At 65.3% G+C, this 26,666-nt stretch carries 22 protein-coding genes; 6 read left to right on the top strand and 16 right to left on the bottom strand.

All coding sequences use genetic code 11. The features are described from left to right. Window positions 1-22: 22 nt before the first annotated feature. From purN to sucC, 4 genes are all read right to left on the bottom strand, one after another. Window positions 23-604, bottom strand: a complete 582-nt coding sequence (gene purN, locus AC1C2M_RS00780; RefSeq protein WP_483404828.1) for a phosphoribosylglycinamide formyltransferase — start codon at window positions 602-604, stop codon at window positions 23-25. A 40-nt stretch (window positions 605-644) separates the two neighbouring features. Then, window positions 645-1,907, bottom strand: coding sequence for a cell division protein PerM (locus AC1C2M_RS00775; protein ID WP_495434928.1), 1,263 nt, complete (start codon window positions 1,905-1,907; stop codon window positions 645-647). 106 nt (window positions 1,908-2,013) lie between these two features. Further along, complete coding sequence (gene sucD / locus AC1C2M_RS00770; RefSeq protein WP_483404830.1) at window positions 2,014-2,901, bottom strand: succinate--CoA ligase subunit alpha; 888 nt, start codon at window positions 2,899-2,901, stop codon at window positions 2,014-2,016. A 16-nt stretch (window positions 2,902-2,917) separates the two neighbouring features. After that, the gene (gene sucC / locus AC1C2M_RS00765; protein ID WP_495434300.1) at window positions 2,918-4,081 is read right to left on the bottom strand and encodes an ADP-forming succinate--CoA ligase subunit beta; all 1,164 of its coding nucleotides are present in this window, start codon (window positions 4,079-4,081) and stop codon (window positions 2,918-2,920) included. Between the two features lie 163 nt (window positions 4,082-4,244). Between sucC and AC1C2M_RS00760 the strand changes: the two genes are divergently transcribed. Both AC1C2M_RS00760 and AC1C2M_RS00755 read left to right on the top strand, forming a co-directional pair. Beyond that, complete coding sequence (locus AC1C2M_RS00760; RefSeq protein ID WP_495434927.1) at window positions 4,245-5,021, top strand: oxygenase MpaB family protein; 777 nt, start codon at window positions 4,245-4,247, stop codon at window positions 5,019-5,021. Window positions 5,022-5,166: 145 nt separating this feature from the next. Continuing rightward, window positions 5,167-6,738, top strand: a complete 1,572-nt coding sequence (locus tag AC1C2M_RS00755) for a hypothetical protein (RefSeq protein ID WP_495434926.1) — start codon at window positions 5,167-5,169, stop codon at window positions 6,736-6,738. Between the two features lie 230 nt (window positions 6,739-6,968). On the opposite strand, the gene panD is transcribed toward AC1C2M_RS00755, so the two are convergent. Genes panD through AC1C2M_RS00740 form a run of 3 tightly spaced genes read right to left on the bottom strand, consistent with a single transcriptional unit; the run spans window position 6,969 to window position 10,879 of the window. Beyond that, window positions 6,969-7,385, bottom strand: coding sequence for an aspartate 1-decarboxylase (panD, locus tag AC1C2M_RS00750; protein ID WP_483404834.1), 417 nt, complete (start codon window positions 7,383-7,385; stop codon window positions 6,969-6,971). A 5-nt stretch (window positions 7,386-7,390) separates the two neighbouring features. Further along, window positions 7,391-9,778 carry an ATP-dependent helicase gene (locus AC1C2M_RS00745; protein WP_495434297.1) on the bottom strand — a complete coding sequence of 796 codons (2,388 nt, stop codon included), beginning with the start codon at window positions 9,776-9,778 and terminating at the stop codon, window positions 7,391-7,393. Between the two features lie 48 nt (window positions 9,779-9,826). Beyond that, a complete protein-coding gene (locus AC1C2M_RS00740) occupies window positions 9,827-10,879 on the bottom strand; it encodes a glycerophosphodiester phosphodiesterase family protein (RefSeq protein ID WP_495434925.1) in 1,053 nt (350 codons plus the stop codon). A gap of 156 nt (window positions 10,880-11,035) precedes the next feature. Here AC1C2M_RS00740 and AC1C2M_RS00735 point away from each other — a divergent pair, with 156 nt between their 5' ends. Together AC1C2M_RS00735 and AC1C2M_RS00730 are read left to right on the top strand one after the other, a co-directional pair. Further along, window positions 11,036-11,830 carry a Bax inhibitor-1/YccA family protein gene (locus AC1C2M_RS00735; protein ID WP_495434924.1) on the top strand — a complete coding sequence of 265 codons (795 nt, stop codon included), beginning with the start codon at window positions 11,036-11,038 and terminating at the stop codon, window positions 11,828-11,830. A 148-nt stretch (window positions 11,831-11,978) separates the two neighbouring features. Beyond that, complete coding sequence (locus AC1C2M_RS00730) at window positions 11,979-12,590, top strand: pentapeptide repeat-containing protein (protein ID WP_483404838.1); 612 nt, start codon at window positions 11,979-11,981, stop codon at window positions 12,588-12,590. A 42-nt stretch (window positions 12,591-12,632) separates the two neighbouring features. On the opposite strand, the gene AC1C2M_RS00725 is transcribed toward AC1C2M_RS00730, so the two are convergent. Next, the gene (locus tag AC1C2M_RS00725; RefSeq protein ID WP_495434922.1) at window positions 12,633-13,190 is read right to left on the bottom strand and encodes a CGNR zinc finger domain-containing protein; all 558 of its coding nucleotides are present in this window, start codon (window positions 13,188-13,190) and stop codon (window positions 12,633-12,635) included. A gap of 94 nt (window positions 13,191-13,284) precedes the next feature. Between AC1C2M_RS00725 and AC1C2M_RS00720 the strand changes: the two genes are divergently transcribed. Then, window positions 13,285-14,271 carry an EamA family transporter gene (locus AC1C2M_RS00720; protein ID WP_495434920.1) on the top strand — a complete coding sequence of 329 codons (987 nt, stop codon included), beginning with the start codon at window positions 13,285-13,287 and terminating at the stop codon, window positions 14,269-14,271. A gap of 471 nt (window positions 14,272-14,742) precedes the next feature. Here AC1C2M_RS00720 and guaA read toward each other — a convergent pair whose 3' ends face one another. The 6 genes from guaA to AC1C2M_RS00690 form a co-directional block, all read right to left on the bottom strand. Continuing rightward, entirely contained in the window at window positions 14,743-16,326 is a 1,584-nt protein-coding gene (guaA, locus tag AC1C2M_RS00715; RefSeq protein ID WP_483404985.1) for a glutamine-hydrolyzing GMP synthase, read from the bottom strand. Then, window positions 16,322-16,789, bottom strand: a complete 468-nt coding sequence (locus AC1C2M_RS00710; RefSeq protein ID WP_483404841.1) for a DUF3817 domain-containing protein — start codon at window positions 16,787-16,789, stop codon at window positions 16,322-16,324. Before AC1C2M_RS00710 ends, guaA begins: the two co-directional genes overlap by 5 nt. A 9-nt stretch (window positions 16,790-16,798) precedes the next feature. Then, the gene (locus tag AC1C2M_RS00705) at window positions 16,799-17,566 is read right to left on the bottom strand and encodes an SURF1 family protein (protein WP_495434919.1); all 768 of its coding nucleotides are present in this window, start codon (window positions 17,564-17,566) and stop codon (window positions 16,799-16,801) included. A gap of 55 nt (window positions 17,567-17,621) precedes the next feature. Beyond that, window positions 17,622-19,001, bottom strand: coding sequence for a cation:proton antiporter (locus AC1C2M_RS00700; RefSeq protein ID WP_495434918.1), 1,380 nt, complete (start codon window positions 18,999-19,001; stop codon window positions 17,622-17,624). A gap of 5 nt (window positions 19,002-19,006) precedes the next feature. Beyond that, entirely contained in the window at window positions 19,007-19,537 is a 531-nt protein-coding gene (locus AC1C2M_RS00695) for a cation:proton antiporter regulatory subunit (RefSeq protein WP_108391719.1), read from the bottom strand. A gap of 121 nt (window positions 19,538-19,658) precedes the next feature. Then, entirely contained in the window at window positions 19,659-21,386 is a 1,728-nt protein-coding gene (locus tag AC1C2M_RS00690) for a glycerol-3-phosphate dehydrogenase/oxidase (protein WP_495434917.1), read from the bottom strand. A 274-nt stretch (window positions 21,387-21,660) separates the two neighbouring features. Between AC1C2M_RS00690 and poxB the strand changes: the two genes are divergently transcribed. After that, entirely contained in the window at window positions 21,661-23,391 is a 1,731-nt protein-coding gene (poxB, locus tag AC1C2M_RS00685; RefSeq protein ID WP_495434916.1) for a ubiquinone-dependent pyruvate dehydrogenase, read from the top strand. A gap of 30 nt (window positions 23,392-23,421) precedes the next feature. Here the strand turns inward: poxB and AC1C2M_RS00680 are convergent, their stop codons facing one another. After that, entirely contained in the window at window positions 23,422-24,540 is a 1,119-nt protein-coding gene (locus tag AC1C2M_RS00680) for a GuaB3 family IMP dehydrogenase-related protein (protein WP_483404986.1), read from the bottom strand. A gap of 361 nt (window positions 24,541-24,901) precedes the next feature. Beyond that, a complete protein-coding gene (gene guaB, locus AC1C2M_RS00675; RefSeq protein WP_483404847.1) occupies window positions 24,902-26,404 on the bottom strand; it encodes an IMP dehydrogenase in 1,503 nt (500 codons plus the stop codon). Window positions 26,405-26,666 lie beyond the last annotated feature (262 nt).

Raw genomic sequence — 26,666 nt, 5'->3', positions numbered from 1 at the left:
CGGGGTTGAGAGGCCGGTCGCGCTAAAGGGAAGCGAGATCGAGACCGTTGGCGATGTCGAGAACCGTCTGCACGAGCAGGCGGCGTTCGACCGGTTTGATTCTTTCGTGGAGTTCCTGCTCGGTGTCGCCCGGCAGGACGGGAACGCGTTCCTGAACGATGACCGGGCCCTGGTCGACGCCGTTGTCGACAACGATGATGGATGCCCCTGTCTCGTCGACTCCGGCGGCGAGGGCGTCGCGCACCCCGTGTGCCCCCGGAAACTCGGGGAGATAGGCGGGATGTGTGTTGATGAGGTGGGGTGCGAGCGCGTCGACCACGGTCCGCGGCAGAAGTCGCATGAACCCGCTCAGCACGACGAGGTCAGGGTTCCATACCCGGATCTGCTCGAGGAGGGCGACGCCCCATTCCTCGCGGCTGGCGAAGGAACTGAACGGAACGGTGAACGTCGGGATCCCGAATTCCTCGGCGTGGGCGAGCCCGTCGGCCTCGCGGTCTGCTCCGACGGCGACCACTCGAGCGGGGAACTCAGCGTCGGCTGACGCCTCGAGCAGCGCACGGAGGTTGGATCCCGTACCCGAGATCAGCACGACGATATTCAGCACGGGGCAATCCTACAGTCGCGTCGCTTCCCGGCGGAGTCGATCAGCGCGAGGCGGCACCTGTTCGCCCGGAGGGAACGTCGAGCTGACCTGAGTCGGTCTTGCCAGACGCCATACCGATGAGGGCAGCGAGCGTGACCTCCGCGAAGGTGAAGACGCCGACCAGCCACGGGTTCGGGCCGACGGTCTCGAACCTGCCTGGGCCGATCGCTCCCCCGGAGAACCAGGCGAGCAGGCCGAGACCCAGGCCGGCGACCGCTCCGATCCCGACGGCGGCAATGGCGAGCCTCGCGGCCAGCGGGCCGCCGCGGAGTTCACGGACGAGTTGCGGGCGAACGAGAGCCGCCGCGACGAAGCCAATGATGAAGGGAACGAGGAGCCCGAGGAAGCCGAGCGGGAGATCGCCGTTCGGAACGGCACCGAAGATGGGGAAGGCCGGGATCGGGCCGACCAGCGTGTTCACCGGTGAGATCGAGCTTCCGGCGCCGAGAGCAAACCCTGGGCCGATCAGCCAGGACGCGACCCAGATGACGATATTTCCCAGGAAGCCCAACTGCGCGATCGTCGCCATGATCCCGCCGGAGACGCCGAGCTGGGCGCTCTGGTACAGGCTGGTGATGAGTCCGAAATTACCGAGGATGGCGACAGCGAGCAGGAGCCCAGACACGGCGAGGAAACCGAGTACCGCGGCGAATCCACCACGGAGGGCTGCGGAGAGCACCGCGGGCGCCGTGTCGTCGAACCTGTCCACAATGCCGGTGACCCAGGTTTTCACCCGTCCGTTGCCCATGGCATCCGCCCGGAACAGCACGCGTCGTGCGCCGACGATCAGGCCGAGGGCGTAGATGGCACCGGGTACGAGGAAGCTCTGCAGAAGCGACGGGTTCACCGTGGAATCCACGGCGGTGAGGGCGAGCAGCCCCGTGATCACAACGAAGGTGACGATGGCCGAGACCAGTGCGATCGGCCAGAGCCTGCTTGCCGCGGCGCGTGAACCCGTACGGGCACCCATGATCACGGTGAACAGGGCGACCGCGAGGGGAACGAAACTGACCACGAACGGTGCGGATGCCTCGGGGATGCCGATGGCTGCGACGAGCGCGCTCGGGAGGGTGACGGTGAGATCCACGCCGTTTCCGAGCAACCAGATGTCGACCGACGCTCGCCAGAAGACCAGCCAGTCGACCGAGAATCCGTAGTCGGTGGCCCAGAGCACGCTCAGCGGGACGAGGGTGACCCCAATTCCGATAGCGACGGTGATGAGCGCCTCGAGCGCGGCGAGCATGGCAAGTGTTGTGCGGTTCATTCGACTTGGAGTTTAGCCGTCGTCGGGCGGCGGGCCGTCCTCCCACGCCAGATACGACGAAGGGCGGCAGTTTCCTGCCGCCCTTCGGTTCGTGCGTCTGTTCGGTTTACAGTCCGGCGATAATCTCGCGCATGAGGCGTGCTGCCTCTGACGGGGTCTTGCCCACCTTGACGCCGGCGGCTTCGAGAGCCTCCTGCTTCGCGGCAGCGGTTCCGGCCGAACCGGAGACGATGGCGCCAGCGTGGCCCATGGTCTTGCCCTCGGGAGCGGTGAACCCGGCAACGTATCCGACGACCGGCTTCGTGACGTTCGCCTTGATGTAGTCAGCGGCGCGCTCTTCGGCGTCGCCACCGATCTCACCGATCATGACGATGGCCTTGGTCTCCGGGTCGGCCTCAAACGCCGCGAGTGCGTCGATGTGGGTGGTGCCGATGATCGGGTCTCCACCGATGCCGATGGCGGTCGAGAAGCCGATCTCGCGCAGCTCGTACATCATCTGGTAGGTCAGCGTGCCCGACTTCGAGACGAGGCCGATCGGTCCCTTGCCGGTGATGTTCGCCGGCGTGATTCCGACGAGAGCTTCTCCCGGCGTGATGATGCCCGGGCAGTTCGGGCCGATGATCCTGGTCGTGTTGCCCTTCTTCTGCGCGTACGCCCAGAACTCGGCGGAGTCACCGACGGGGACACCCTCGGTGATGATGACGAGCAGCGGGATCTCAGCATCGATGGCTTCGATGACGGCGTCCTTGGTGAACGCCGGCGGCACGAAGGCGATCGACACGTCAGCGCCGGTCTTCTCCATTGCCTCTGCGACGGTCGCGAAGACGGGAAGCTCGACGTCGCCGTGAACGACGGTGGTGCCGGCCTTGCGGGCGTTGACGCCGCCGACGACGTTGGTGCCTGCCTTGAGCATCAGTGCGGTGTGCTTGGTGCCTTCGCCGCCGGTGATGCCCTGGACGATGACCTTGGAATCCTTATTGAGGAAAATTGACATTGTTTCGTTCGTCCTTTTACTTCGAAGCCAGCTCGGCGGCCTTGTCGGCGCCTTCGTCCATGGTTGCGGCGAGGGTGACCAGCGGGTGGTTGGCCTCGTTGAGGATGCGGCGGCCTTCCTCGACGTTGTTGCCGTCGAGGCGAACGACGAGGGGCTTGTTCGCGGCGGAGCCCAGTTCGGCGAGAGCGCCGACGATACCCTTCGCGACAGCGTCACACGCGGTGATGCCACCAAAGACGTTGACGAAAACGCTCTTGACCTGCGGGTCACCGAGGATGACGTCGAGGCCTGCTGCCATGACCTCGGCAGATGCTCCGCCTCCGATGTCGAGGAAGTTGGCCGGCTTTACGCCGCCGTGGTTCTCACCGGCGTACGCGACGACGTCAAGTGTCGACATGACGAGCCCGGCACCGTTTCCGATGACCCCGACTTCACCGTCGAGCTTGACGTAGTTGAGGTCGCTGGCCTTGGCCTTCGCTTCGAGCGGGTCAGCGGCATCCTTGTCTTCGAGCGCCTCGTGCGACGGGTGACGGAAACCGGCGTTCTCGTCGAGCGTGACCTTGCCGTCGAGGGCGACGATGTCGCCTTCTTCGGTGAGCACGAGCGGGTTGACCTCGACGAGCGTGGCATCCTCACCCTTGTAGACGTCGTACAGCTTGACGAAGACGTCGGCCACCTTGTCGACGAGTTCCGCGGGGAAGTTCGCGGCTACCGCGATCTCGCGGGCCTTGGCGGCGTCGATTCCGTCGAGCGGGTCGACCTCGATGCGCGCGAGGGCTTCGGGCTTCTCGACGGCGAGAATCTCAATCTCCATTCCACCCTCGACGCTCGTGAGCGACAGGTAGGAACGGTTGGCGCGGTCGAGCAGCACCGAGAAGTAGAACTCCTGGGCGATACGGGCACCTGCGGCGACCATGACGCGCTTGACGACGTGGCCCTTGATGTCGAGACCGAGGATGGACTGAGCCGCTTCGAATGCCTCGTCAGGGGTCTTGGCGACCTTGACGCCGCCGGCCTTTCCTCGCCCGCCCACCTTGACCTGAGCCTTGACCACGACGACACCGCCCAGCTTCTCGGCCGCAGCGCGTACCTCCTCTGGCGTCTCAGCGACGATCCCCGGCAGGACCGGGACGTCGTATTTTTCGAACAGGTCTCGTGCCTGGTATTCGTAAAGATCCACGTGGATTTCCGTTCTGCTTAATGCGTTGCTGATGTGCGCAGTTGTTGGCCGTCCCGCGTCAGGTATCTCGACGCCGAGAGAAATGCCGTTACCACTCTACTTCGTCTCATTGGAGCGTACCGGCTCACCGTTATCGGCGGCGAGCGTGGGCTACGGTTGGCGCGTGACGACTCTTGACGACATCGGCGGGGACGCGGTGCTCGTGGCGGGCGGCGGTCGCGCGATCCTGCTCCAGATCGCCAACCCCGGTGTCGGCCTCGGAGTTGCGTCCCACAGCGACTTCGCGTCGCGCCCGCTCGACCGGCTGCACGCAACGTTGACCTTCGCCTATGCCCAGGTGTACGGAACCGATGCCGACAAGCGCGCAGTGACCAGGCGAGTCAATGCGGCGCACGGGCCGGTCTCGGCCGGGCCAACACCGGAATCACCCGGCTACTCGGCGTTCGACCCTGCCCTTCAGCTCTGGGTCGCCGCGACGCTCTATGACACTGCGATCACCGTTCGAGAACTGGTTTACGGGCCGCTCGACGCCGAGTCCGCCGAGCGGATCTACCGCGAGTACGCGGTGCTCGGCACCGCGCTTCAGATGTCACCGGAGCTGTGGCCGCCGACCCGGGCCGACTTTGACCGCTACTTCGCCGAGGAGACCGCGAAACTCGAGGTCACCCCCGAAGCTCGGGCCGTCAGCAGGGAGCTGCTCTCGGCGAGGTCCCTGCCACTCCCCCTCCGCGCCGCGATGCCACTCGCGCGGTTGATGACGGCCGGGTTGCTCGACGAGAGAATTCGCGCGGACTACGGATTCCGGTGGTCGCCGAAGCAGCAGCGGCGGTTCGACCGCGTCATTCGCGTGACGCGTATGGTCTGGCCGAGGCTGCCGCGCGGCATCCGTTTCTCCGTGTGCTCCTTCTACCTGCGGAGACTGCGCGCGTCGACGCGGTAGGCGCGCCTCGCTCGATGGCCAGACCGACGGTTCGGGGCCTGCAGTGGGCACAACCGGTCCTCCCCAGTGAATCGGATGGGCGGCGCTGCCCACAGTTGTCATGGTCCGGTTCACGGGGACGCCCGGCGTCAACACACTTCTGGGTATGACCCCGACATCCCTCTTTCGTACACGGGCCGCGGCGCTTCCCGCCCAGGCAGCCCCGGCACCGGGCCGCCGTCGCCGTCGCCGTCGCGCCAGCATCATGGTGCTGGTCCTTACCGTCGTCGCCGTCGTGCTTGCTCCGCTGTTCTTCTCCGCACCCCCGGCATCCGCCATACCGGTCACCGGTCGGGCTTTCGGCTACTACTCGCCCCAGAACGGTGGATTCTGGCTCGGGTCGTGGCGCCTCGCCGACGGAACCCTCGCCTTTTGCGTCAACACCGAACGCGCGACTCCGAACGGGGCTGAGTTCTCCTACGCCGACGGAGCTGCGCTCGGCTGGTACAGCCCCGACGACGCCGCACGGCTGGCCTACATCTCCCGGACCTGGGCGGGGACACAGGACCCGACAACCGCTGCTGCCGGGCAGATCGCGACCTGGACGATCACCGGGCTGGGTCGCCATAGCCAGGAGGAACTTGCCGCGAACGCCGGTGCGAACGCGGCAGCCGTCCTCGAGCTCGCCCGCCGCATGCTCGACGAGACACAGCGCTCGGCCTCCCGCTCGGTCGGTGCGGTCCTTGAGTTCAGCCGTGACGGAGATGGTTCACAGGTGTCGGCGGCGCTCACCGCCGACAGCATCGCAGCCGGTCCCGTTGCCGTGCCCGCTGGCGCCCACGAGGGAACTCTCACGCTCAGCGGGGCGACCTTCGACGACGGATCAACGAGTGCCCCTGTGCGCAACGGTGTTCCGGTTCGGGTGCGGGTGCCTGCCTCCGCCGCGGTTGCCGATGTGGCAGCCTCGGTCCACTTCGACGGGCTCCCCTACGGGAACGCGCTCACGATGGCGGTGTCCTCCGGTGCGGCGCAGAATCTGCTTACGGCTGGCTCCGCCTCGGCGAGCGCCACGGCCACCGCGACCACTCCCCTGCCGTCCGACCTGCCGTTCCAGCCGGTGGTATCCACCCGGACGAGCGCGGCCGTCGCGGATGAGGGCGCCGAGATTTCCGACACCGTGCTCATCGCGGTCGAGCGGACGGCGTCGACACTCGCCGAGTGGCCGGTGGCGGGGCCGTCTGGCGGGCCATTCGTGCCGGTGCCGGTGACCGTTCGGAGCAGGCTGCTGGGGCCGTTCGCCGACCAGGTCGTGCCGGCTGAGCATCCCCCGGCCGATGCCCCGGTTGCGTGCGAGGTGACCCTCGTCGTTACGACGGGGCCGGGCGAGTACGTCACCCCCTCGTGCACGCTGGCCGGGCCAGGGCACTACGTCTGGGTTGAGAGCATTTCTCCATCGGATACCACACCGACCGAGGGTGGCGAACGAATCCTGCCGTGGACGTCACCCTTCGGCGTCGCAACAGAAATCACCACGGTGAATGCGCCTCCGGCTCCCCCTCCGCCCGCCGACCAGCCCCACGTTGCCCCCGTAGCACCGGCGCCGGAAGCACCGACGCTGCCCGAGACAGGAAGTGGCGACCTCTCGCGCCTGCACGCCGCCGTCATCGCCCTCGCGCTCGTTGCAACGGGAGCTGCGTGCCTGAGGCCGCGGTACTCGTCTCTCGCAGAGCGCGGCTAACCCGCGCCACGCGCGACGGAAGACCCGTATCGCTGCCCCGCCGCGCACGCTCATCCGTCACAGATGTCGACACAAGCACGCCACACCCGACACACGCGACGGACGACCCGAATCGCTGCCCCGCCGGGGGGCAGTTGCAGTCACTCATCCGTCGCAGAATGCGTTTCCCGGTGGGCCGGAACCGCGTTCTGTGGCAAACCAACGCGGGTCACGCCGCGAGGGCGCGCGGCTCAGCGAAGCAGCGCGTGCGGCGGGGTCTCGACGTCGCCGACGATCGCCTCCGCCGGGTCGCTGCCGATCGCGACGATACGATTCGCGGAGTCGACGTGCACAACGTTCGGCACAAACTGTCGCGCCTCTTCGGTCGTCATCTGCCCATAGGCGATGAGGATGACCGTGTCTCCCGGGAAGACGAGGCGTGCGGCCGCGCCGTTGATACCGATCACGCCGCTGCCGCGCTCACCGGCAATCGTGTATGTCTCCAACCGGGCGCCGTTCGTCACGTCGACGATCGAGACGAGCTCACCCGGCAGGATGTCTGCGGCGTCGAGCAGGTCGAGGTCGACGGTCACCGAGCCGACGTAGTGCAGGTCGGCCTGGGTGACTGTCGCGCGGTGAATCTTCGCGGTGAACATGGTGCGCAGCATGGGTATTACAACTTCTCAATCGGTGCGATTTTGATCAGGAGCTTCTTGAAGCCCGCAGATTCGAACTGGACGTGTGCGATTCGTTTGGCGCCTTCGCCGGTGACGGTCTGGACCCGACCCTCGCCGAAGTCACTGTGACGGATGCGGTCACCGGCGGCGAGTTCCAGCGAGCCGTTGTCACGAACCTGGTTGGTGATGCGGTTCGGCCAGTCACGCTTCTCGGTGAGCGGCTTGGTCGCGAGGTCTGTGCCGTTCCACTTGGTCCGGTTGGCGTTGAGCGCACGGGGCTGCGTTCCACCCCGCGAGTTCGCCATTCCGGGCGACTGGCGCCACTCGATGAGCTCACCGGGGATCTCCTGAAGGTAACGGCTTGGCATGGCAACGGCGGTCTCACCGTACTGGGCACGGGTCATGGCCAGCGAGAGGAACAACCGCTTCTTCGCCCGGGTGATTCCCACATAGAACAAGCGGCGTTCCTCGGCGGGACCGCCGGGCTCCGACGCGCTCATCCGGTGCGGCAGCAGGTCTTCCTCGATGCCGGTGAGGAAGACGGCGTCGTACTCGAGCCCCTTCGCCGTGTGGAGAGTCATGAGCGAGACGGTACCGCTCGAGTCGTCGAGGTCATCGGCAGCTGCGACGAGCGAAACCTCGGTGAGGAAGTCGACGAGTTCTCCATCGGGGTTGTTGCGCTCGAACTCCCTGGCGACGGCGATGAGTTCTTCGATGTTCTCTGCGCGCGCTTCGTCTTGCGGGTCGTGGCTTCTGCGCAGAGACTCGATCAGCCCGCTCTTGGTCACGAGCGTCGAGAGCACATCGGCGACCTTGCCCTCGGCAACGAGCGCGGCCCCCTCGTCGAGCAGTGCCGAGAGCGACAGGATCGCGTTCGTCACCTTCGGTCCGAGCCCGAGAGCGGCTGCCTCACGCATCGCCTCACGGAACGTCAGCCCGTTGTCTTCGGCGAACCGGAACAGCTGAGTCTCGGTAGCGGGGCCGATTCCCCGCTTCGGGGTGTTGAGGATGCGGCGGAGCGCGAGGGTGTCCTGAGGGTTCGCGACGGAAACGAGGTAGCCCATGGCATCCTTGATTTCCGCCCGCTCGTAGAACTTGGTGCCACCCATGATGCGGTACGGCAGCGCCGACCGGATGAAGATTTCTTCGAGAGCACGGGTCTGCGCGTTGGTGCGGTAGAACACGGCGATCGAGCTGTACGGCATCCCCTCGCGGTGCAGCTTCTCGATCTCGTCGGCGACGAACTGTGCCTCATCGTGACCCGAGTAGCCCGTGTAACCCACGATCTTCTCGCCGTCACCGACCGCGGTCCACAGCTTCTTGTCTTTGCGGTCGAAGTTGTTGGCGATGACCGAGTTGGCCGCGGTGAGAATGTTCTGTGTCGACCGGTAGTTCTGCTCGAGCAGGATGACCTTCGCACCCGGGAAGTCACGCTCGAATTCGACGATGTTCCGGATGTCTGCGCCGCGGAACGCATAGATCGACTGGTCAGAGTCACCGACGACGGTGAGCGATGCCCCTGGCGACGTGGTGATGAGCGCGTTGTCGTCGAGTGCCGGCGGGCGCGTCAGCTCGCGGATGAGCGAGTACTGCGCGTGGTTGGTGTCCTGGTACTCGTCGACGAGCACATGCTTGAACCGGTTCTGGTAGGTCGCGGCGACATGGGGGAATGCCCGGAACAGGTACACGGTCTGGCCGATGAGGTCATCGAAGTCGAATGCATTCGCCGCGGTGAGCGCCCGGGTGTATGCACGGAAGATCTGGACGAACGCTGCCTCGTTGGGGTCGTCCATGTTGGCGTTTCGCGCGTAGCTGTCGACGTCGGCGAGTTCATTCTTGAGCTTCGAGATCTTCGCGGAGACGTTGGCGGGCGTGAAGCCGAGAACGTCTGCACCCTGCTCCTTGATGATGCGCTTGATGAGCACCCGGGAGTCGGACGAGTCGTAGATGGTGAAGTTTCTGGTGAAGCCGAAGTTCTCGGCCTCGCGGCGGAGGATACGCACGCACGCGGAGTGGAAGGTCGAGATCCACATGCCCTCGGCGACCTGGCCGACCAGGGCGCCGACCCTCTCGCGCATTTCGGCGGCGGCCTTGTTCGTAAAGGTGATCGCGAGGATCTGGCTCGGCCAGGCCTCACGGTTCTCGAGCAGGCTCGCGATGCGCCGGGTGAGAACGCTGGTCTTGCCGGATCCGGCACCGGCAACGATGAGCAGCGCCTGCCCGCGGTACAGGACCGCCTCACGCTGCTGCGGGTTGAGACCCTCGAGCAGCCGGCTTTCACCGCTCTGCCCACTCGGATCGCTCGACGGGATGCTGGCGGTGTGCCAGCCGTCGACTATCACGGGAGTCGCAGACTGCTGGTTGGGTTCTGGGGTGCTCGCCATATCACTGTCAAGCTTAGGCCGGGCGTCTGACAACCGGCTCCAGTTCTCTCAGCCGTCGGCGCGAGTGACGGTCCTCCGCCGCGCATCTCGCGCGGCGACACCGAGGTCGGGGTGGTCGCAGAACACGCCGTCGATGCCTGTGGCAAGGATCGCGTCGAACTCGCCCTCCCAGTTTCCGAAAGCCGACGGCCCACCGTGCGACCGGAATGCCCGCGACAGGAACTTGTTCTCCGGTCGAAGTGTCCAGGTGAACACGTCGAGCCCTCGCCGGTGGGCGCGTTCGACGAGGTCGTTGGTATGTCCCGCGGGTGCCCCGGCGAAGAGCATCGCCTTGTCGACGCTGATGCCGTCGACGTTAAACCCGCCGGAGCCCTCCGCGAGTGCATCAAGACCGACGTCGGTGATGACATCCGCATATGTTGGAGCTTTCGTCCCGAGCAGGGTGATGTCGTCGAACGGGCTGCCCTGTTTTTCGAGCAGGTAGATGTAACGGGCCCTGAGTCCGCGACCGTGCATCCTGGCGAGCACCGACTTCTCGAAGGCCTCGACGACGAGACCGGTCCCCTCCGCAAACGAGGTGTCGGAGAGAGCGGATGCCACCAGCTCGTCGAGTGGAAGGCCGACGCTGTCGAAGTAGGTCGCGTGCTTGATCTCGGCAACGAGCCCGAGCGCACGACCCTGGGCCTCGGAGGCCTCGTCGATGATCTCGAGCAGATCCGAGAACCGGAGGATGCCGGAGGATCCGTCAAAACTCGCGCTCGCCGGCCGAAGCCCCGGAATGCGCTCCCGGCTTCGAAGCGTCGACAGCTCCGCCCAGGTGAAATCCTCGGTGAACCAGCCGGTGAGCTCGACCCCGTCGATGTGCTTCGTGACACGGCGGTCGGCGAACTCAGGCCGGGTCGCGACATCCGTTGTCCCGGAGATTTCGTTTTCGTGCCGCAGAACGAGAATGCCGTCTTTCGTAGCGACGATGTCGGGCTCGACCGCGTCTGCGCCGAGCGCGAAGGCCAGCTCATAGGAAGAACGGGTGTGCTCGGGGCGGTAACCGGGAGCACCGCGGTGGCCGATGATGAGCGGACCTGCCGAATCTGACGCTGTCATGCTTCGAGCCTAGGCGGCCCGTATCACAGGGGCAGCATCGGAATACCCCCGGAAACCTCTGTGTTTCACAGCAAAGACCACTAGATTGGACAGACGTTCCGCTTCGCGGAGCGACCACATTCCAGCCGTTTCGACTGAGAAGGAAATACTTTAGACATGGCAACGAACAATCCGGCGTTCAAGAACCCGGCATTCACGCGGTCAAACGCAATGGCCGTGCAGACGGCAAGCGCGTCCGAACTGCAGGACATGTACAACCGTCCAACCGCTGGCGCAGCATCCGCTGACCGGATGACGGTCGAAGACACGATCACCAAGAGCGCTATCGCGTTCGGCGTTCTCCTCGTCGGCGCTGTCCTCGGCTGGGCCGCTGGCATGCCCCTCCTGACCATCGGCGCAGCCATCGTCGGCTTCGTTCTCGCCCTGGTCAACACCTTCAAGAAGGAGCCGTCCGCTCCGCTGATCCTCGCCTACGCCGGCGTTCAGGGCATCTTCGTTGGTGGCATCTCCGGCATGTTCGACGCACGCTACTCGGGAATCGTCGCCCAGGCCGTCATCGCGACGCTCGTCGTCGTCGGTGTGACCCTCGCCCTCTTCGCGAGCGGCAAGATCCGCGCGTCGAAGAAGGCGACGAAGATCTTCCTCATCGCCATGGTCGGTTACCTCGTCTTCTCGCTCGTCAACGTCGGAATGCAGATGTTCGGCCTGACCGACAACGCATTCGGCCTTCGCGGAGCTGAGATCGCTGGCATCCCCCTCGGCCTCATCCTCGGTGTGCTGTGCGTGATCCTGGGTGCATACTCCCTCGTTCTCGACTTCGACTTCATCCAGAGGGGCGTGCAGAACCGCGCACCGCGCAAGTACGGCTGGTCCGGCGCATTCGGAATCATGGTCACGGTCATCTGGCTGTACATGGAAATCCTCCGCATGCTCGCCATCACCCGCGAATAACAGCATCAAGAATGCCCCTGGGTCCCCGCCGGATGTGCGACCCAGGGGCTTTCTCATGCCCGGTTCCACAGTTTCACCTTCACTCTGCGAGGCATCAATGGCACGTCGCCCATCCACTCATCCCCCACGTCTCGACACACTGCGCGTCGTGGAGCGGACGCCAGGTGATGCCGACTCGCTCGACACCGACGACGACCGCGAGCTCGAGGAGTTCAGCGGCGTTGACCTCTCCGACCGCGACCTCTCCGGCATCACGCTCCGGGAATGTTCGCTCGACGACGTCACCCTCACCGATGCAAACCTCCGCGGGTCCCGACTGATCGAGTCGGTGCTCACCGGCGTCAACGCCCCAATTCTGCGTTCCAGCCGGTCGACCTGGCGCGACGTCACCCTCAGCCGGTCACGGATCGGCTCCGGCGAGCTGTTCGACGCGACCTGGCAGTCCGTCCGCATCTCGGGCAGCAAGCTGGGCTACGTCAACCTGCGGGGCTCGTCGCTCACCGACGTCCTGTTCGAGGATTGCACCATCGACGAGCTCGACCTCGGCGGCGCCACCGCCACCCGGGTCGCGTTCACCGGCACCCGGGTGCAAACCCTCGACCTGACGCGATCGACGCTCACCCACGTCGACCTGCGCGGACTCGAGTTCCAGGCCATCCACGGTCTCGAAGGGTTGAAGGGTGCGACGGTCAGCGAGTACCAGCTCAGCGAGCTCGCGCCGCTCTTCGCCACCCAGCTGGGAATCCTGGTCGAGGGATAGGCCGGCCGACAGCATCCGCCTGATCGATACGGATGCCGTCAGTCAGGACGCGCTTCGCTGCCTCGCGCGATAGGCGGCAACGTGGGCCCGGTTACCGCAGTTGCCGACGTCGCAGTAGCGACGCGAGCGGTTGCGTGACAGGTCGACGACGACGGCGCTGCAGTCGTCGGAGGCGCACTCGTGGAGCCGGGAGAGCTCCTGGGCACGAACGAGGTCGACAACCGCCATCGCAGCCTCGACCTGCGCGCGTCTGGCCACCGCGGCCGATGACTCAGTCGCGTGAATGTGCCAGTCCCAGGTGTCGTGCCGGACAAGCTGCGGCAGCGCGTTCGCCTCACGGAGCAGCTCGTTGACGAGCGCGACGACACCGTCCTCATCACGCGTCCAGAGCTCCCGCAACCGCCCGCGGAGAGCGCGCATCTCCTCGAGTTCCGGGGCATCCCCTGCGCGGTAACCGGTGAATTCGAACCGATCGAGGAACCCGGCGAGTTGCTCGGTGGTCGCCAGCTCGTCATCTCCACTGTGTGAAGCACCGGGAAGGGTATTGATCAGCGCGGCGGTGGTCACCAGAGAGACTTCGGTGTCATGTGCAAAAAGCATGTTGACTCCTGACGAGGTGCGGGTCTAGTGTCATGACCATAGCCCAGATTACTCCTGACAGAAAGCAGAGCGGCTTGCGGGCCGCGCGAACCAGATGACAACTACCCGAACCGAGCCCCCGAGGACGGATGCCGTTCGCACCGCGCCACGCGGTCAAGCGTCGGGGATCGTCATCGCCCTTGCGAGCGCACTGATGTTCGCGCTCAGCGGCCCGGTGGCCAAGTCCCTCATGGACTCGGGATGGTCGCCCGGTGCTGCGGTTCTCGCGAGGATCGGCGGGGCCGCGCTCGTGCTGCTTGTCCCGACCCTCGTCCTCATGCGGGGCCGATGGAAGACCCTCCGCCGCAGCGGGAGAACCATCGCCATCTACGGCATCGTGGCGATCGCGGGGGCCCAAGTCGGGTTCTTCAACGCTGTCTCGTACCTGTCGGTTGGCGTTGCGCTCCTCATCGAGTATCTCGCTCCCGTTCTCCTTGTCCTGCTCGTCTGGGCGCAGACCCGTCGCCGTCCCGGTGTCCGCACCATTGCCGGCACCGTGATCGCCATCCTCGGCATGGTGCTCGTTCTCGACCTCACCGGTGCAGAGACCGTCCATCCAATCGGTGTCGCGTGGGCGCTGCTCGCGGCGGTGTCGCTCGCCACCTACTTCGTGCTCGGCACGAAGATCAGCGATGACCTGTCCCCGCTCGTGCTCGCCGGTGGTGGACTCGTTGTCGGAACTGTGGCCGTCGCGATCTGTGGCGTGATCGGGCTGCTGCCGCTCGCGTTCTCGACGGCGAACGTGACGCTGCTCGATCACGAACTGCCCTGGTACGTGCCCCTCCTCTCGCTCGCGCTGATTTCGACAGCGGCCGCCTACCTCACCGGCATCATTGCGACCGCTCGCCTCGGCACGCGGATCGCCTCCTTCGTCGGCCTGAGCGAGGTCGTGCTCGCAGTGCTCGTGTCGTGGCTCCTGCTCGCCGAACTGCCCAGCCTCCTGCAGCTCCTCGGCGGGCTCGGGATCCTTGCCGGTGTCGTCCTGGTGCGCATGGACACCTACACCCCGCCGCCCCGCAGAGGCCGGGTCACTCCGACATAAGGAAATAGCGGCCACACAAGGACGCGAGCCCCGCAACCGTCCTTGCCTCGCCCCTTTGTCCTTCCCTCGCCCGCGCCCGCGACCGCGAAACAGGAGATCGCACGCCAATAAGGACAAACTCGCCGCTTCGGTCCTGACCACCGTGCGATCTCCTGCAAATCCCGCGACCCAAGCGCCGCGACCGACCCCTGAAGCCGCACTCAGGCGGAAGGCCGATCGTTTTCGGGGTGCCTTGAGCTGAGGAGAAAATGATCGGCTTTCCGCAGTACCCCAAGCCCGCTCCACGGCTCTTAAGCCCACACCGGGGCGAGGAGTGGGCACTTTGCGGGGTGCCGAGTTATGACGTGAAGGGCCGGCCCACCCCCAGGGGACAACACTCGATGCAAACGCAAAAAGCCGGCCCAAAATGGGCCGGCCTTTCACGTCATTGTCTGAGCTGAGGAGCAAAGTGTCTACTCCTCGCCCAAACCCCTACTCCCACTCAATAGTTCCCGGTGGCTTCGACGTGACGTCGAGAACGACGCGGTTCACGCCGTCCACCTCGTTCGTGATCCGGTTCGAGATCTTCGCGAGCACGTCGTACGGCAGTCGCGTCCAGTCCGCCGTCATGGCGTCCTCTGAGCTGACCGGGCGAAGGACGATCGGATGCCCGTACGTGCGTCCGTCTCCCTGCACGCCGACCGAGCGAACATCGGCGAGAAGCACAACAGGGCACTGCCAGATTTCGCTGTCGAGACCGGCGGCCGACAGTTCGAACCGGGCGATGGCATCCGCCTTGCGCAGCAGCTCAAGTCGCTCGGCGGTGACCTCACCGACGATGCGGATGCCGAGGCCTGGGCCGGGGAACGGCTGGCGGCCGACGATGACCTCGGGAAGCCCGAGCTCGCGACCGATCGCGCGGACCTCGTCCTTGAACAGGGTGCGAAGCGGTTCGACCAGTTCGAAGGTCAGGTCGTCCGGCAGTCCGCCGACATTGTGGTGGCTCTTGATGTTCGCCGTTCCGGTTCCGCCGCCGGACTCGACGACATCCGGGTACAGGGTGCCCTGCACGAGGAATGCAATGGGGTCGCCGTCGTCCTCGAGCGACTCAGCAATGAGGTCTGCCTGTGCCTTCTCGAAGGTGCGGATGAACTCACGGCCGATGATCTTGCGCTTCGTCTCCGGGTCGCTGACACCGGCGAGGGCGTTGAGGAACTGTTCACGAGCGTCGATGGTGATGAGACGAACGCCGGTCGCCGCGACGTAGTCCTCTTCGACCTGTTTGCGCTCGTCCTGGCGGAGAAGACCGTGGTCGACGAAGACGCAGACGAGCTGGTCGCCGACGGCCTTGTGCACGAGGGCAGCGGCAACAGCGGAGTCGACTCCCCCGGAGAGGCCGCAGATGACCTTGCCGGTACCGATCTGGGCGCGAATGCGCTCGACCTGCTCGGCGATGACGTTGCCGGGGTTCCAGTCGGAGGGGATGCCGGCGGCACGGTGCAGGAAGTTCTCGAGCACGTTCTGGCCATACGCCGAGTGCTTCACCTCGGGGTGCCACTGCACACCGTAGAGCTTGCGCTCGTCGTTGCCGAACGCGGCGACAGGGGTCGACGCCGTTGACGCGAGGACGGTGAAGCCCTCCGGCGCCTTCGCGACCGAGTCGCCGTGGCTCATCCACACGGTCTGGTCGGCGGGCTGCCCGTCGAGCAGGACGCCACCGTCGGTCGAGAGCGACGCGTCGGTCGATCCATACTCGCGCAGGCCGGTGTTCGCCACCTCGCCGCCGAGTGCACGGGCCATGACCTGGAAGCCGTAGCAAATACCGAGCGTCGGCACGTCGAGGTCGAAGATTTGCGAGTCGAGAGCGGGGGCGCCGTCTTCGTACACGCTCGACGGTCCACCGGACAGGACGATGCCGACGGGGTTTTTCTCGGCCACCTCAGCTGCGGTGATCGAGTGAGGCACGATTTCGGAATAGACCCCCGCTTCACGCACGCGGCGTGCGATGAGTTGGGCGTACTGGGCGCCGAAGTCGACGACGAGAACGGGGCGGGCGTTGGTTGCCTGCTCGCTAATGAGATGCCTCCACAGGGTTGGAATTTGGTGCAGCAGATGAAACGGATGCCGTGCGCTCGGCACGTGAGGCGAGGTACGTGCGCACCTCGCGCGCAATCCGTGATTCGAGGAAGAACGACAGGAACGGGATCACTCCGCCGAGGGCGAGGATGATCAGCCGGGGGAATTCCCAGCGCATCAGGCTCCACAGCCGGAAGTTGCTGAACAGGTACAGGACGTAGAACCAGCCGTGCGCGATCAGGATCCCGGTCGAGAGGTTGATGGCCTGTGCGGATCCGCTCGGCACGAAGGCCAGGAATCCGTATGCGCCGCCGAGTTCGAGTTCGAGCCCGAATGCGTACTTCATCAGCATCTCGGCGCAGAGCGCGAGCAGCATGATTCCCGTGATGATCGATGCGATCTGGTAGAACTTCAGTGCGCCGGCGATCCGCGGCAAAGCGCTCTCGCGAGGTTCAAGTGGCATATCTCTAGTCTACGTGTCCGATTCTGAGCGTTCGAGCTCAGCCTCTTCCTCACGACGCGTCCAGGCATCCTTCACCAGGTGGTACCAGACGAAGACCGCGAAACCGGCGAAGACGATCCATTCTGCGGCGTAGAAGATGTTCAGCCAGTTGAGCGTGACGCCCTCTTCCACGGGCGGCGCATCGATGACGGTGAGCCCCTCCGGCGCCTCGTCCGCAACGACGTATCCGTTGTAGACGGGCCTGTCCCCCAGGTCGCTCCAGATGTTGACGAACGCGGCCATCGACATCGTCGTGATTTCGAACGGGTCGGCGTCATCCTCCGGCAGTTCAGGCGCCTGTGACGCGTTGAGTCTGCCGGTGACGGTGACGACGGATGCCTCGGCGCGAGCGTTCAGGGCAGCCACGGTTTCGTCCGCAACGTCCCGGTCGGGTGTCCAGCCGAGCGCGACGGCGATGGAGGCCTGTGGCTCGGCGTCCGCCCGGAGGTGCCCGGTGACCCAGTATCCCGTCTCACCGAGGTTCAGGCGCTCGCTCACGACGAGGTAATCACCGGGCACCAGGACCCCGTCGACCTCGACCAGCTGGCCGATGACACTGTCGCGGAGAGGACCGCCGGTCTCGGCGACGTCCGCGAGGGGTCGGACCCGTTCGGTGGGCTGGTCCACGGTTTCGGTGGAGGTAACCGCGCGTTCGAGTTGCCACTGGCCGAGCCACGCGAACGCACCTGACACGAGCAGTGCGAGCAGGAGCATCGCGATCCAGCGTGGCTCGAGCATTGTGCGGAACAGGGTCTTGCGGGGTTCGGCCGGGCCAGCCGGTGCCGGGGTGTTGCTAGTAATCGTCGTCTCGCTTCGTCTTTTCGGGTGGGATGTCGCGCTGGTTCATCGCCTGCTCGACGATTCGGTCGATGGCCCGCGCCGTCGCGGTCGATTCAGGCGCGCCGTCGCCCGCCGTCGCGGCGTCAACGAGCGCGATCTCTTCGGCGAGCATCGGGTCGCGGGGCCGAACCGGGGTTTTGCGCTTGGTACGGAGCACAGCAGCGCCGATGCGCTCGGAGTTGGATGCGAGGAGCGGACCCATCACGCTGACGACGAGCACGTAGAGCCCGGCGAACGGTTGCAGCCTGGGGTCGAGCCCGGCCGTGAGCGCGAGAATGGCCAGGATGAGGGCGAACTCACCACGGTTCATCAGGATGGCTGCCGCGTTGATTCCGGCCTGCGCGCTGAAGCCGTAGAGCCTCGCCATGAACTGACCGGCGACGACGTTGAGCACGAGCGTGAGGACGACGGCAATGATTACCGGCCCGATGACGAGCGGGAACTCGGTCGGGTCGAGGCCGAGGCCGAAGTTGAGGAAGAAGAACGCCCCGAAGACGTCACGCAGCGGCACCGACACATGCTCGATCTTGGCGCTGTACCGCGTCGCGCCGAGCACAAGACCGATGAGGAAGGCGCCGATCGCGTCGCTGACACCGAGCACCTCTCCGAGCCCGCCGAACATTACGGCGAGCCCGAAGAACAGAATGGTGAACAGCTCATCGTCCTTCGTGCGGAACAACCGCCCGACGAACGCTCCTCCCCACCGCGCGATGCTGAACATCACGACGAGGAAGGTGAACGCAATGGCGAGTTTTCCGACGACGAGCCATGGCTCGTTTTCACCGCTCAGCACGACAGAGACAATCGCAAGGTAAATCGCGAGGAAGATGTCCTGCACCACGGTGACCCCGAGGATCATCGGCGTCTCGCGGTTCGCGAGGCGATTGAGCTCGATGAGCAGTTTGGTGACGATCGCGCTCGACGACGTCCCGATGATCCCGGCGATGATGAGGGCTTCCTTGGTACCCCAGCCGAGCGCGAAGCCGAAGGCAAGGCCGGCTCCCATCAGCAGAAGCAGGTAGGAGCCACCTGAGATCAGCAGCTTCCCGGCGTTGCCGAAGAACTCATCCTGATCGAACTCGAGCCCGAGGTTGAACAGAAGCAGAATCAGGCCGAACACGGCGATGAGTTCGATGTACCCGCTCTCAAAGTTGAGCGGGAACCATCCGTTGCTCGGACTCGCGAGAAAGCCGACGATCATGTAGATCGGGATGGCGGGAAGCCCGATGGTTTTGCCGAGCCGTCCCAGAATGTACGCGGCAACGAGCAGAGTCCCGAGAACGACGAGATCGGTTCCCAGGTGGGAGGCTTCTCCTGCTGCGGTTGCGATCATCCGCGTCACACTCCCGGCGGACCGTCTTGAGAACCGGAGAGGCGTGATGCCCCGGTGCGGAAGAACGCGAACGCCTTCGCCACCTTCTCAGGGCTTCCGGCGACAACGAGCGTGTCACCGGGGAACACCCGGAAGTCCTCGCTCGGCGCCGGGTTGGCCGACTCTCCACGAACAACGGCGACGACGGTCAGGCCGACGATACCGCGGTCTGCCGGGTCGCCGAGTGGTTGCCCGGCGATGTGGTCGTCGTAGTCGACGGTGAACCAGTCGATGCTGAGGCCGGGAATGCGATCGAGAGCACTCAGCGATTCGGTGATCTGGGTTCCGCCGAGCAGCTCGGCGAGAGTGTGCGCCTCGTCTTCCCGAAGCCTCAGTGACACCTTGCTGGCGTCGGATCCGTCTTCGTCGTCGGCGAAGGTGATGAGATCGCTGTGCCCGGAACGGTGTGCGATCACGCCGACCTTGCCCCCGTCAGCGGTGATGAAGGTGTGCAACACTCCCACACCGGGGAGCTTCACCCGACGAACGTCAACCATGGCCGGACTCCTAGGGTATGTGGGAAGTCCTCCCAGTCTATCCGAGCGCTACCGGCAATCCGGAGGCAGCGCGCGACCGCCGCCCGTCCCCGGGCGGCGGTCGACCGAACTGCGGGATGAGCTACGGAGCGACGATCTCGGGAGCTTCGAGCCGGATCCGGTCGGCTGATTCGTCATCAGGTTGTTCCTGCGACGCCCGCTCCGCGGCCACCCGCTCGAGGTAGACGGCAACCTCGTGGTCCGTGCGCTCCTGGTCCCAGTCGAGCACCTCGGCCATCAGCCGAGCGGCAATGGGGGCCGCAGACACGCCGCGGTCCCAGGACTCAATCGAGATCCGGGTGCGGCGAGCGAGGACGTCGTCCAGGTGGAGCGCGCCCTCGTGCGATGCGGCGTAGACAACCTCGGCGCCGATGTAGTCGTCAGCTCCCGGCAGTGGATCGGCCAGCTCCGGCCTCGTCCTGATCAAATCGAGCAGCTCGTCGGTGAGCACACCGTACCGGTTGAGCAGGTGCTCGATCCGCGCGGTGTGCACGCCGAACGCCCTCGCGATCTTGGCGCGCTTGTTCCACGCCGCCTGGTAGCCCTCCGCGCCGAGAAGCGCGATGTTGTCCGTTGTGGATGCCGGGACCTTTCCGTCGAGGGCGTCAGCGGCCGCGTCAATCGCGTCCTTCGCCATGACCCGGTATGTCGTCCACTTGCCACCGGCGATCACAACGAGGCCGGGCACCGAGTGAGCAACGAGGTGCTCGCGGGACAGTTTTGATGTCTGGTCACTCTCGCCGGCGAGCAACGGCCTGAGCCCCGCGTACACACCCTCGACATCGTCACGAGTCAGGGGAACGGCAAGAATCTTGTTCACGTGCTCGAGGAGGTAATCGATGTCAGCAGCGGTAGCCGCTGGGTGCGCCTTGTCGAGGTTCCAATCCGTGTCCGTCGTGCCGATGATCCAGTGCCTGCCCCAAGGAATGACGAACAGAACGCTCTTCTCGGTGCGGAGCAGAAGGCCCATGGTCGACTGGAACCTGTCACGCGGAACGAGGAGATGGATGCCCTTCGACGCGCGGACCTTGAACTGGCCACGCTCACCAACCATGGCCTGGGTGTCGTCGGTCCACACGCCGGTTGCGTTGACCACCTGCTTTGCACGAACGTCGAAGCGCTCACCGGTCTGAAGATCGTGTGCCTTCACCCCGACGACCCGCTGGCCCACCTTGAGGAAACCCTCGACCCGAACCCGACTCGCCGCGTGGGCCCCGTACGAGGACGCGGTGCGGACGACCGACATGTTGTAGCGCGCGTCGTCGACCTGGGCGTCGTAGTAAGTGATCCCGCCGACGAACGCGTTGTTGCGGAGCGAAGGAATCGCCCGCTGTACCTGACGCTTGAGGAGGTGGCGGTGGTGCGGCACACCGGGTGGGCGGCCACCCGTGTAGCTGAACACGTCGTACAGGAGCATGCCGGCACCGATATACAGGCGCTCGAACAGCGGTCGGTTGAGCGGGTACAGGAACCGCACGGGCTTCACGAGGTGAGGCGCGATCCGCTGCAGCAGCAAACCTCGCTCGATGAGGGCCTCGCGGACCAGCCGGAAGTCGAGTTGCTCGAGGTAACGGATGCCGCCGTGGACAAGCTTCGATGACCGGCTGGATGTCCCGCTCGACCAGTCGCGTGCCTCCAGGATGCCGGTGGACAGGCCGCGCGTGACGGCATCCAGTGCGCTTCCCGCCCCGACGATGCCGCCGCCGACGACGAGCACATCGAGTTCCTTGGATTTCAGCGCTTCAATGGCCGCCGCACGCTCGACCGGGCCGAGCTTCGTCGAGTGACTCACTGTGTTGGAATTGGCCATGACTGCCTCTCCTGGCAACCGAGCCTGCCACGGTCGCCGGACGCTCATTGGTGATGGCACCGACAGGCTACGCCACCCCTCTTTCACTCGACGCTAATGCACGCCTCTGACCCTGACAACAGGCTCAAGCAGGGAATGGCCTGTGGGCTGCGTACGCGAGCCCTGTGCGCTCTGGCCCTTAACAATCATGGCCGCGTGTGCTGGACTCGACGAGCACGCACCACACGAGAACGCACCGGCCTGAGAACGTACGAGTCTGAAGAACCGAGGGATCATGGCAACGATCGCAGCGAACATCGTCGACACGCTCGTGGCGAGCGGGATAAAGCGGGTGTACGGCATCCCAGGAGACTCGGTCAACGGATTCACGGAGGCTCTCCGCGCTGACGGCTCGATCGACTGGGTGCTTGTCCGGCACGAAGAAGCCGCGGCTCTCGCCGCGTCCGCCGAGGCGGGGCTCACCGGGCAGCTGGCGGTGTGTGCCGCCAGTGCCGGCCCGGGAAACCTGCATCTCATCAACGGGCTGTTCGACGCCCAACGGTCGCGGGTTCCCGTGCTCGCTCTTGCCACCCACCTCCCGAGCACCGAGATCGGCAGCTCGTACTTCCAGGAGACCCACCCCGAGGAACTCTTCCGGGAGTGCAGCGTGTACTGCGAGCTCGTGAGTTCAGCGGCGCAGATGCCCCGCATCCTCGAGATCGCGATGCGGACGGCGATCGAGAAGAGGGGTGTTGCCGTTGTCGTCATTCCCGGTGACATCCTCCAGCAGAAGGCTGAAGCGCCGAGAACCGTATCGATCCGGCCGACCCACAGCACGGTTCTCCCGGACGCGGACGGACTCGCTGAGGCTGTTCGACTGCTGGATGCCGCGCCACGGGTGACCATTCTCGCCGGCGCGGGCGCCGCAGGAGCACACGTCGAGGTCGTTGCGCTCGCCCGCGCGCTCGGAGCACCGATCGTGCATGCCCTGAGGGGCAAGGAACACATCGAGTACGACAACCCGTTCGATGTCGGCATGACCGGACTACTCGGATTCAGTTCGGGATACCGTGCGATGGAGAGCTGCGATGCCCTGCTCATGCTCGGCACCGACTTTCCGTACCAGCAGTTCTACCCCGAGAAGGCCGTAAAAATTCAGGTCGACGTGCGGGGAGAGCAGCTCGGCAGGCGAACGCCGCTGGATCTCGGCCTCGTCGGCACGGTTCGCGAGACGGCTCGCGCCCTGGAGAGTCTTGTCCAGCACAAGACGAACCGCGACCACCTCGAGTCGTCCCTCAAGCACTACCGGAAGGCGCGAAAGGGCCTGGATGACCTCGCGACCAACGACAGCAATCGGGCACCGATTCATCCGCAGTACCTCGCCAGACTGGTCGACGAGACGGCGAACGACGACGCTGTGTTCATCCCGGATGTTGGTTCACCCGTGGTCTGGGCCTGCCGCTACCTCACCATGAACGGCAGGCGCCGCCTGATCGGTTCGTTCACCCACGGCACGATGGCCAACGCTCTCTCACAGTCGATCGGCGCACAGGCGTCCCATCCCGGGCGCCAGGTCGTCGCGCTCGCGGGCGACGGCGGCCTCACGATGCTGCTCGGGGAACTCGTGAGCCTGGCCCAGAATCGATTGCCCGTCAAGATCGTCGTCTTCAACAACTCGTCGCTCAATTTCGTCGAGCTCGAAATGAAAGCGGCGGGCCTCGTGAATTACGGCACGGGACTCGTGAACCCGAACTTCGCCGACGTCGCGAACGCGATGGGCATCCACGGCCAGCGCGTCGAGAGGCCGAATGACCTGGCCGCCGCGCTCAGCGCAGCGTTCGCGCACGACGGACCGGCACTGATCGACGTGGTGACCGCGCGGCAGGAACTCTCCCTGCCGCCATCGATCACCGCCGAGCAGGCGAAGGGCTTCACGCTCTACGCGATCCGCACAGTACTGTCCGGCCGTGGTGAGGAACTCATCGACCTCGCGAACACCAACGTGGTCCGCAGGATCCGCGGCTGACGCCCCACTCTATGCGGGCGGTGCGGGGCCTTAGTTCGTGCGGTACGGGGCGAGAACGACCTCGACCCGCTGGAACTCCTTGAGGTCGGAGTACCCGGTGGTCGCCATCGACCGGCGAAGCGCGCCGACGAGGTTGGCCTTGCCGTCTGCGACGGATGCCGGTCCGTAGAGGACTTGCTCGAGGGTACCGATCTGGCCGACTTCGACGCGTCGGCCGCGAGGGAGCTCGGAGTGGTACGCCTCTGTGCCCCAGTGGTAACCGCCACCGGGTGCATCGGTTGCCCGAGCGAGGGTTGTACCGAGCATGACGGCATCCGCACCACACGCGACAGCCTTGACGATGTCGCCGGCGGTGCCAAGACCGCCGTCGGCGATGACGTGCACGTAGCGGCCACCGGACTCGTCCATGTAGTCACGCCGGGCGCCGGCGATGTCCGCGACGGCTGTGGCCATTGGGGCGTGGATGCCGAGGGTCGCGCGGGTGGTTGACGCGGCTCCCCCGCCGAATCCGACGAGGACGCCGGCCGCACCGGTGCGCATGAGGTGAAGCGCAGCCGTGTAGGTCGCAGCGCCACCGACGATCACGGGGACGTCGAGTTCGTAGATGAACTCCTTGAGGTTGAGCGGTTCCTGGTTGCGGGAGACGTGCTCGGCAGACACGGTTGTGCCGCGGATGACGAAGAGGTCGACGCCAGCGGCGACCACCGTCTGGTAGAGCTCCTGCGTGCGCTGCGGCGACAACGCGCCGGCAACGGTGACGCCTGCCGCACGGATCTCGGCAAGCCGGGCCGTGACGAGTTCGGGCTTGATCGGCTCGGAGTAGATCTCCTGCATGCGCGCCGTCGAAAGCTCGTCGCTCAGCCCACGGATTTCAGCGAGCAGCGGCTCGGGGTCCTCGTATCGGGTCCACAGGCCCTCGAGGTCGAGTACGCCGACTCCGCCGAGCTTGCCCATCATGATCGCGGTCGCGGGTGAGACGACCGAGTCCATGGGCGCGGCGAGGAACGGAATGTCGAAGGAGTATGCGTCGATCGACCAGCCGACGGAGACGTCTTCGGGGTCTCTCGTTCGACGCGACGGTACCACCGCGATGTCGTCGAAGGCATATGCACGGCGTGCGCGCTTGGAAGCGCCGATCTCAGTTTCCATACTCACGTCCCCAAGCCTACCGTTCGAGCTTCCAGGTCGCTCGCGGCAGCCGGGCTGGCAACTGCGGTGGGAGTCTTTGGGCCGACAGAGTATTTTCTCCTCGGCGCGCGGAACCGAGAAGCAGAGCGAACTCGGGGGCCGACCGAGTGTTTTCGGGGTGCCGAGTTATGAGGGCAAGCGGGAGGGCAGGAAGACACAGCCGATGATCCGCACAACCCGGCGCCCTCCCGCTTGCCCTCATTGTTTGAGCTGAGGAGAAAATACTCGGTCGGCCCCCTCCACCCATGCCTGGACGAAGCGGCTGACTTAACTCAAAAACCCGCACGAGCTGTGTGCTCGTGCGGGTTTTCGGAGGATTGGTCTAGCGGCTGTAGTTCGGAGCCTCGACCACGATCTGCACATCGTGCGGGTGCGACTCCTTGAGTCCGGCCGGGGTGATGCGAACGAATTTGCCCTTCGCCTTGAGCTCTTCGATGGTGCGAGCACCGACGTAGAACATCGACTGGCGCAGGCCGCCGATGAGCTGGTAAGCGACGGACGAGAGCGGCCCGCGATACGGAACCTGACCCTCGATGCCCTCTGGGATGAGCTTGTCGTCGCTCGGAACGTCGGACTGGAAGTACCGGTCCTTGGAGTACGAGGTCTTCTCGCCGCGGGTCTGGAGCGCGCCGAGCGATCCCATTCCGCGGTACATCTTGAACTGCTTGCCGTTGACGAACACGAGTTCGCCGGGGCTCTCGTCGCAGCCGGCGAGAAGCGAGCCGAGCATGACGGTGTCTGCGCCGGCGACGAGCGCCTTGGCGATGTCGCCGGAGTACTGCAGGCCTCCATCGGCGATGACCGGCACATCGTATTCGCGGGCGGCGAGCGATGCCTGGTACACCGCGGTGATCTGCGGAACGCCGACACCGGCGACGACGCGAGTGGTGCAGATCGAGCCGGGCCCGACACCGACCTTCACTGCGTCAGCTCCTGCTTCGGCGATCGCCTTTGCTCCGTCGCGCGTCGCGACGTTTCCGCCGATCACGTCGACACCGTCAAACGCCTTGTCTGACTTCAGTTTGCGGATGATGTCGAGAACGCCGGCCGAATCGCCGTTGGCGGTGTCGACGACGAGTACATCGACACCGGCGTCGAGCAGTGCACCGGCACGCTGCCAGGCGTCACCGAAGAAGCCGATGGCTGCACCGACGCGGAGGCGCCCGGAGTCGTCCTTCGTCGCGAGCGGGTACTTCTCCCGCTTGTCGAAGTCCTTGACAGTGATGAGGCCCTTGAGCTTGCCGGCGGCGTCGACGAGTGGAAGCTTTTCGATGCGGTGCTCGGCAAGGATCGAAATCGCGTCTTCGGGGCTGATGCCGACGGGCGCGGTGATGAGCGGCATCTTCGACATGACGGCGCTGACCGGTGTCGTTGCCTTCTCCTGCGCACCGACGAATCGCATGTCGCGGTTGGTGATGATTCCGACGAGCACTCCGTCGGTGTCGATCACCGGGAGGCCCGATACCCGGAAGTTACGGCACAGGGCGTCGACCTCAGCGACGGTGGCCGTCGGCGTCGTCGTGACGGGGTTGGTGATCATGCCGGACTCACTGCGCTTGACGAGGTCAACCTGCGCGGCCTGGTCGCCGATCGACAGGTTGCGGTGCAGGATCCCGATTCCGCCCTGCCTCGCCATCGCGACGGCCATCCGGGACTCGGTGACCGTGTCCATCGCGCTCGAGAGCAGCGGCGTAGCCACAGTGATGCGTTTGGTCAGTCGGGAAAACGTCTCGGCCTCACTTGGAATGACGTCGGTGTGTCCGGGGAGAAGAAGGACATCATCATAGGTGAGACCGACGAAGCCAAATGGGTCTGAGTTTTCCATTGCATCCCTTCACAGAAGCGCTGTTTTCCGGTGTCGTGAGGTAACGGATGCCGCGTACAAGCGCACATCTCACCGGTACTTAATGCTAACCGCTGGAAGGTAACGATTATGCCCGGCACTTCCGACATTGATGTGAGGAATACCCATGTACGAAACATGTAGGTCATAATCGGGTCGTATCGTCAAACCGAGCCGTTCGGCGAAGAACCACAAGAGATCTGGCGGTCTCTTCACTCGAGGGACCTGGCGGTCCCGTTCTGGA

This window comes from Mycetocola sp. Y444 (assembly GCF_059445295.1).
This window is presented reverse-complemented; position numbering and strand designations above follow the sequence as displayed.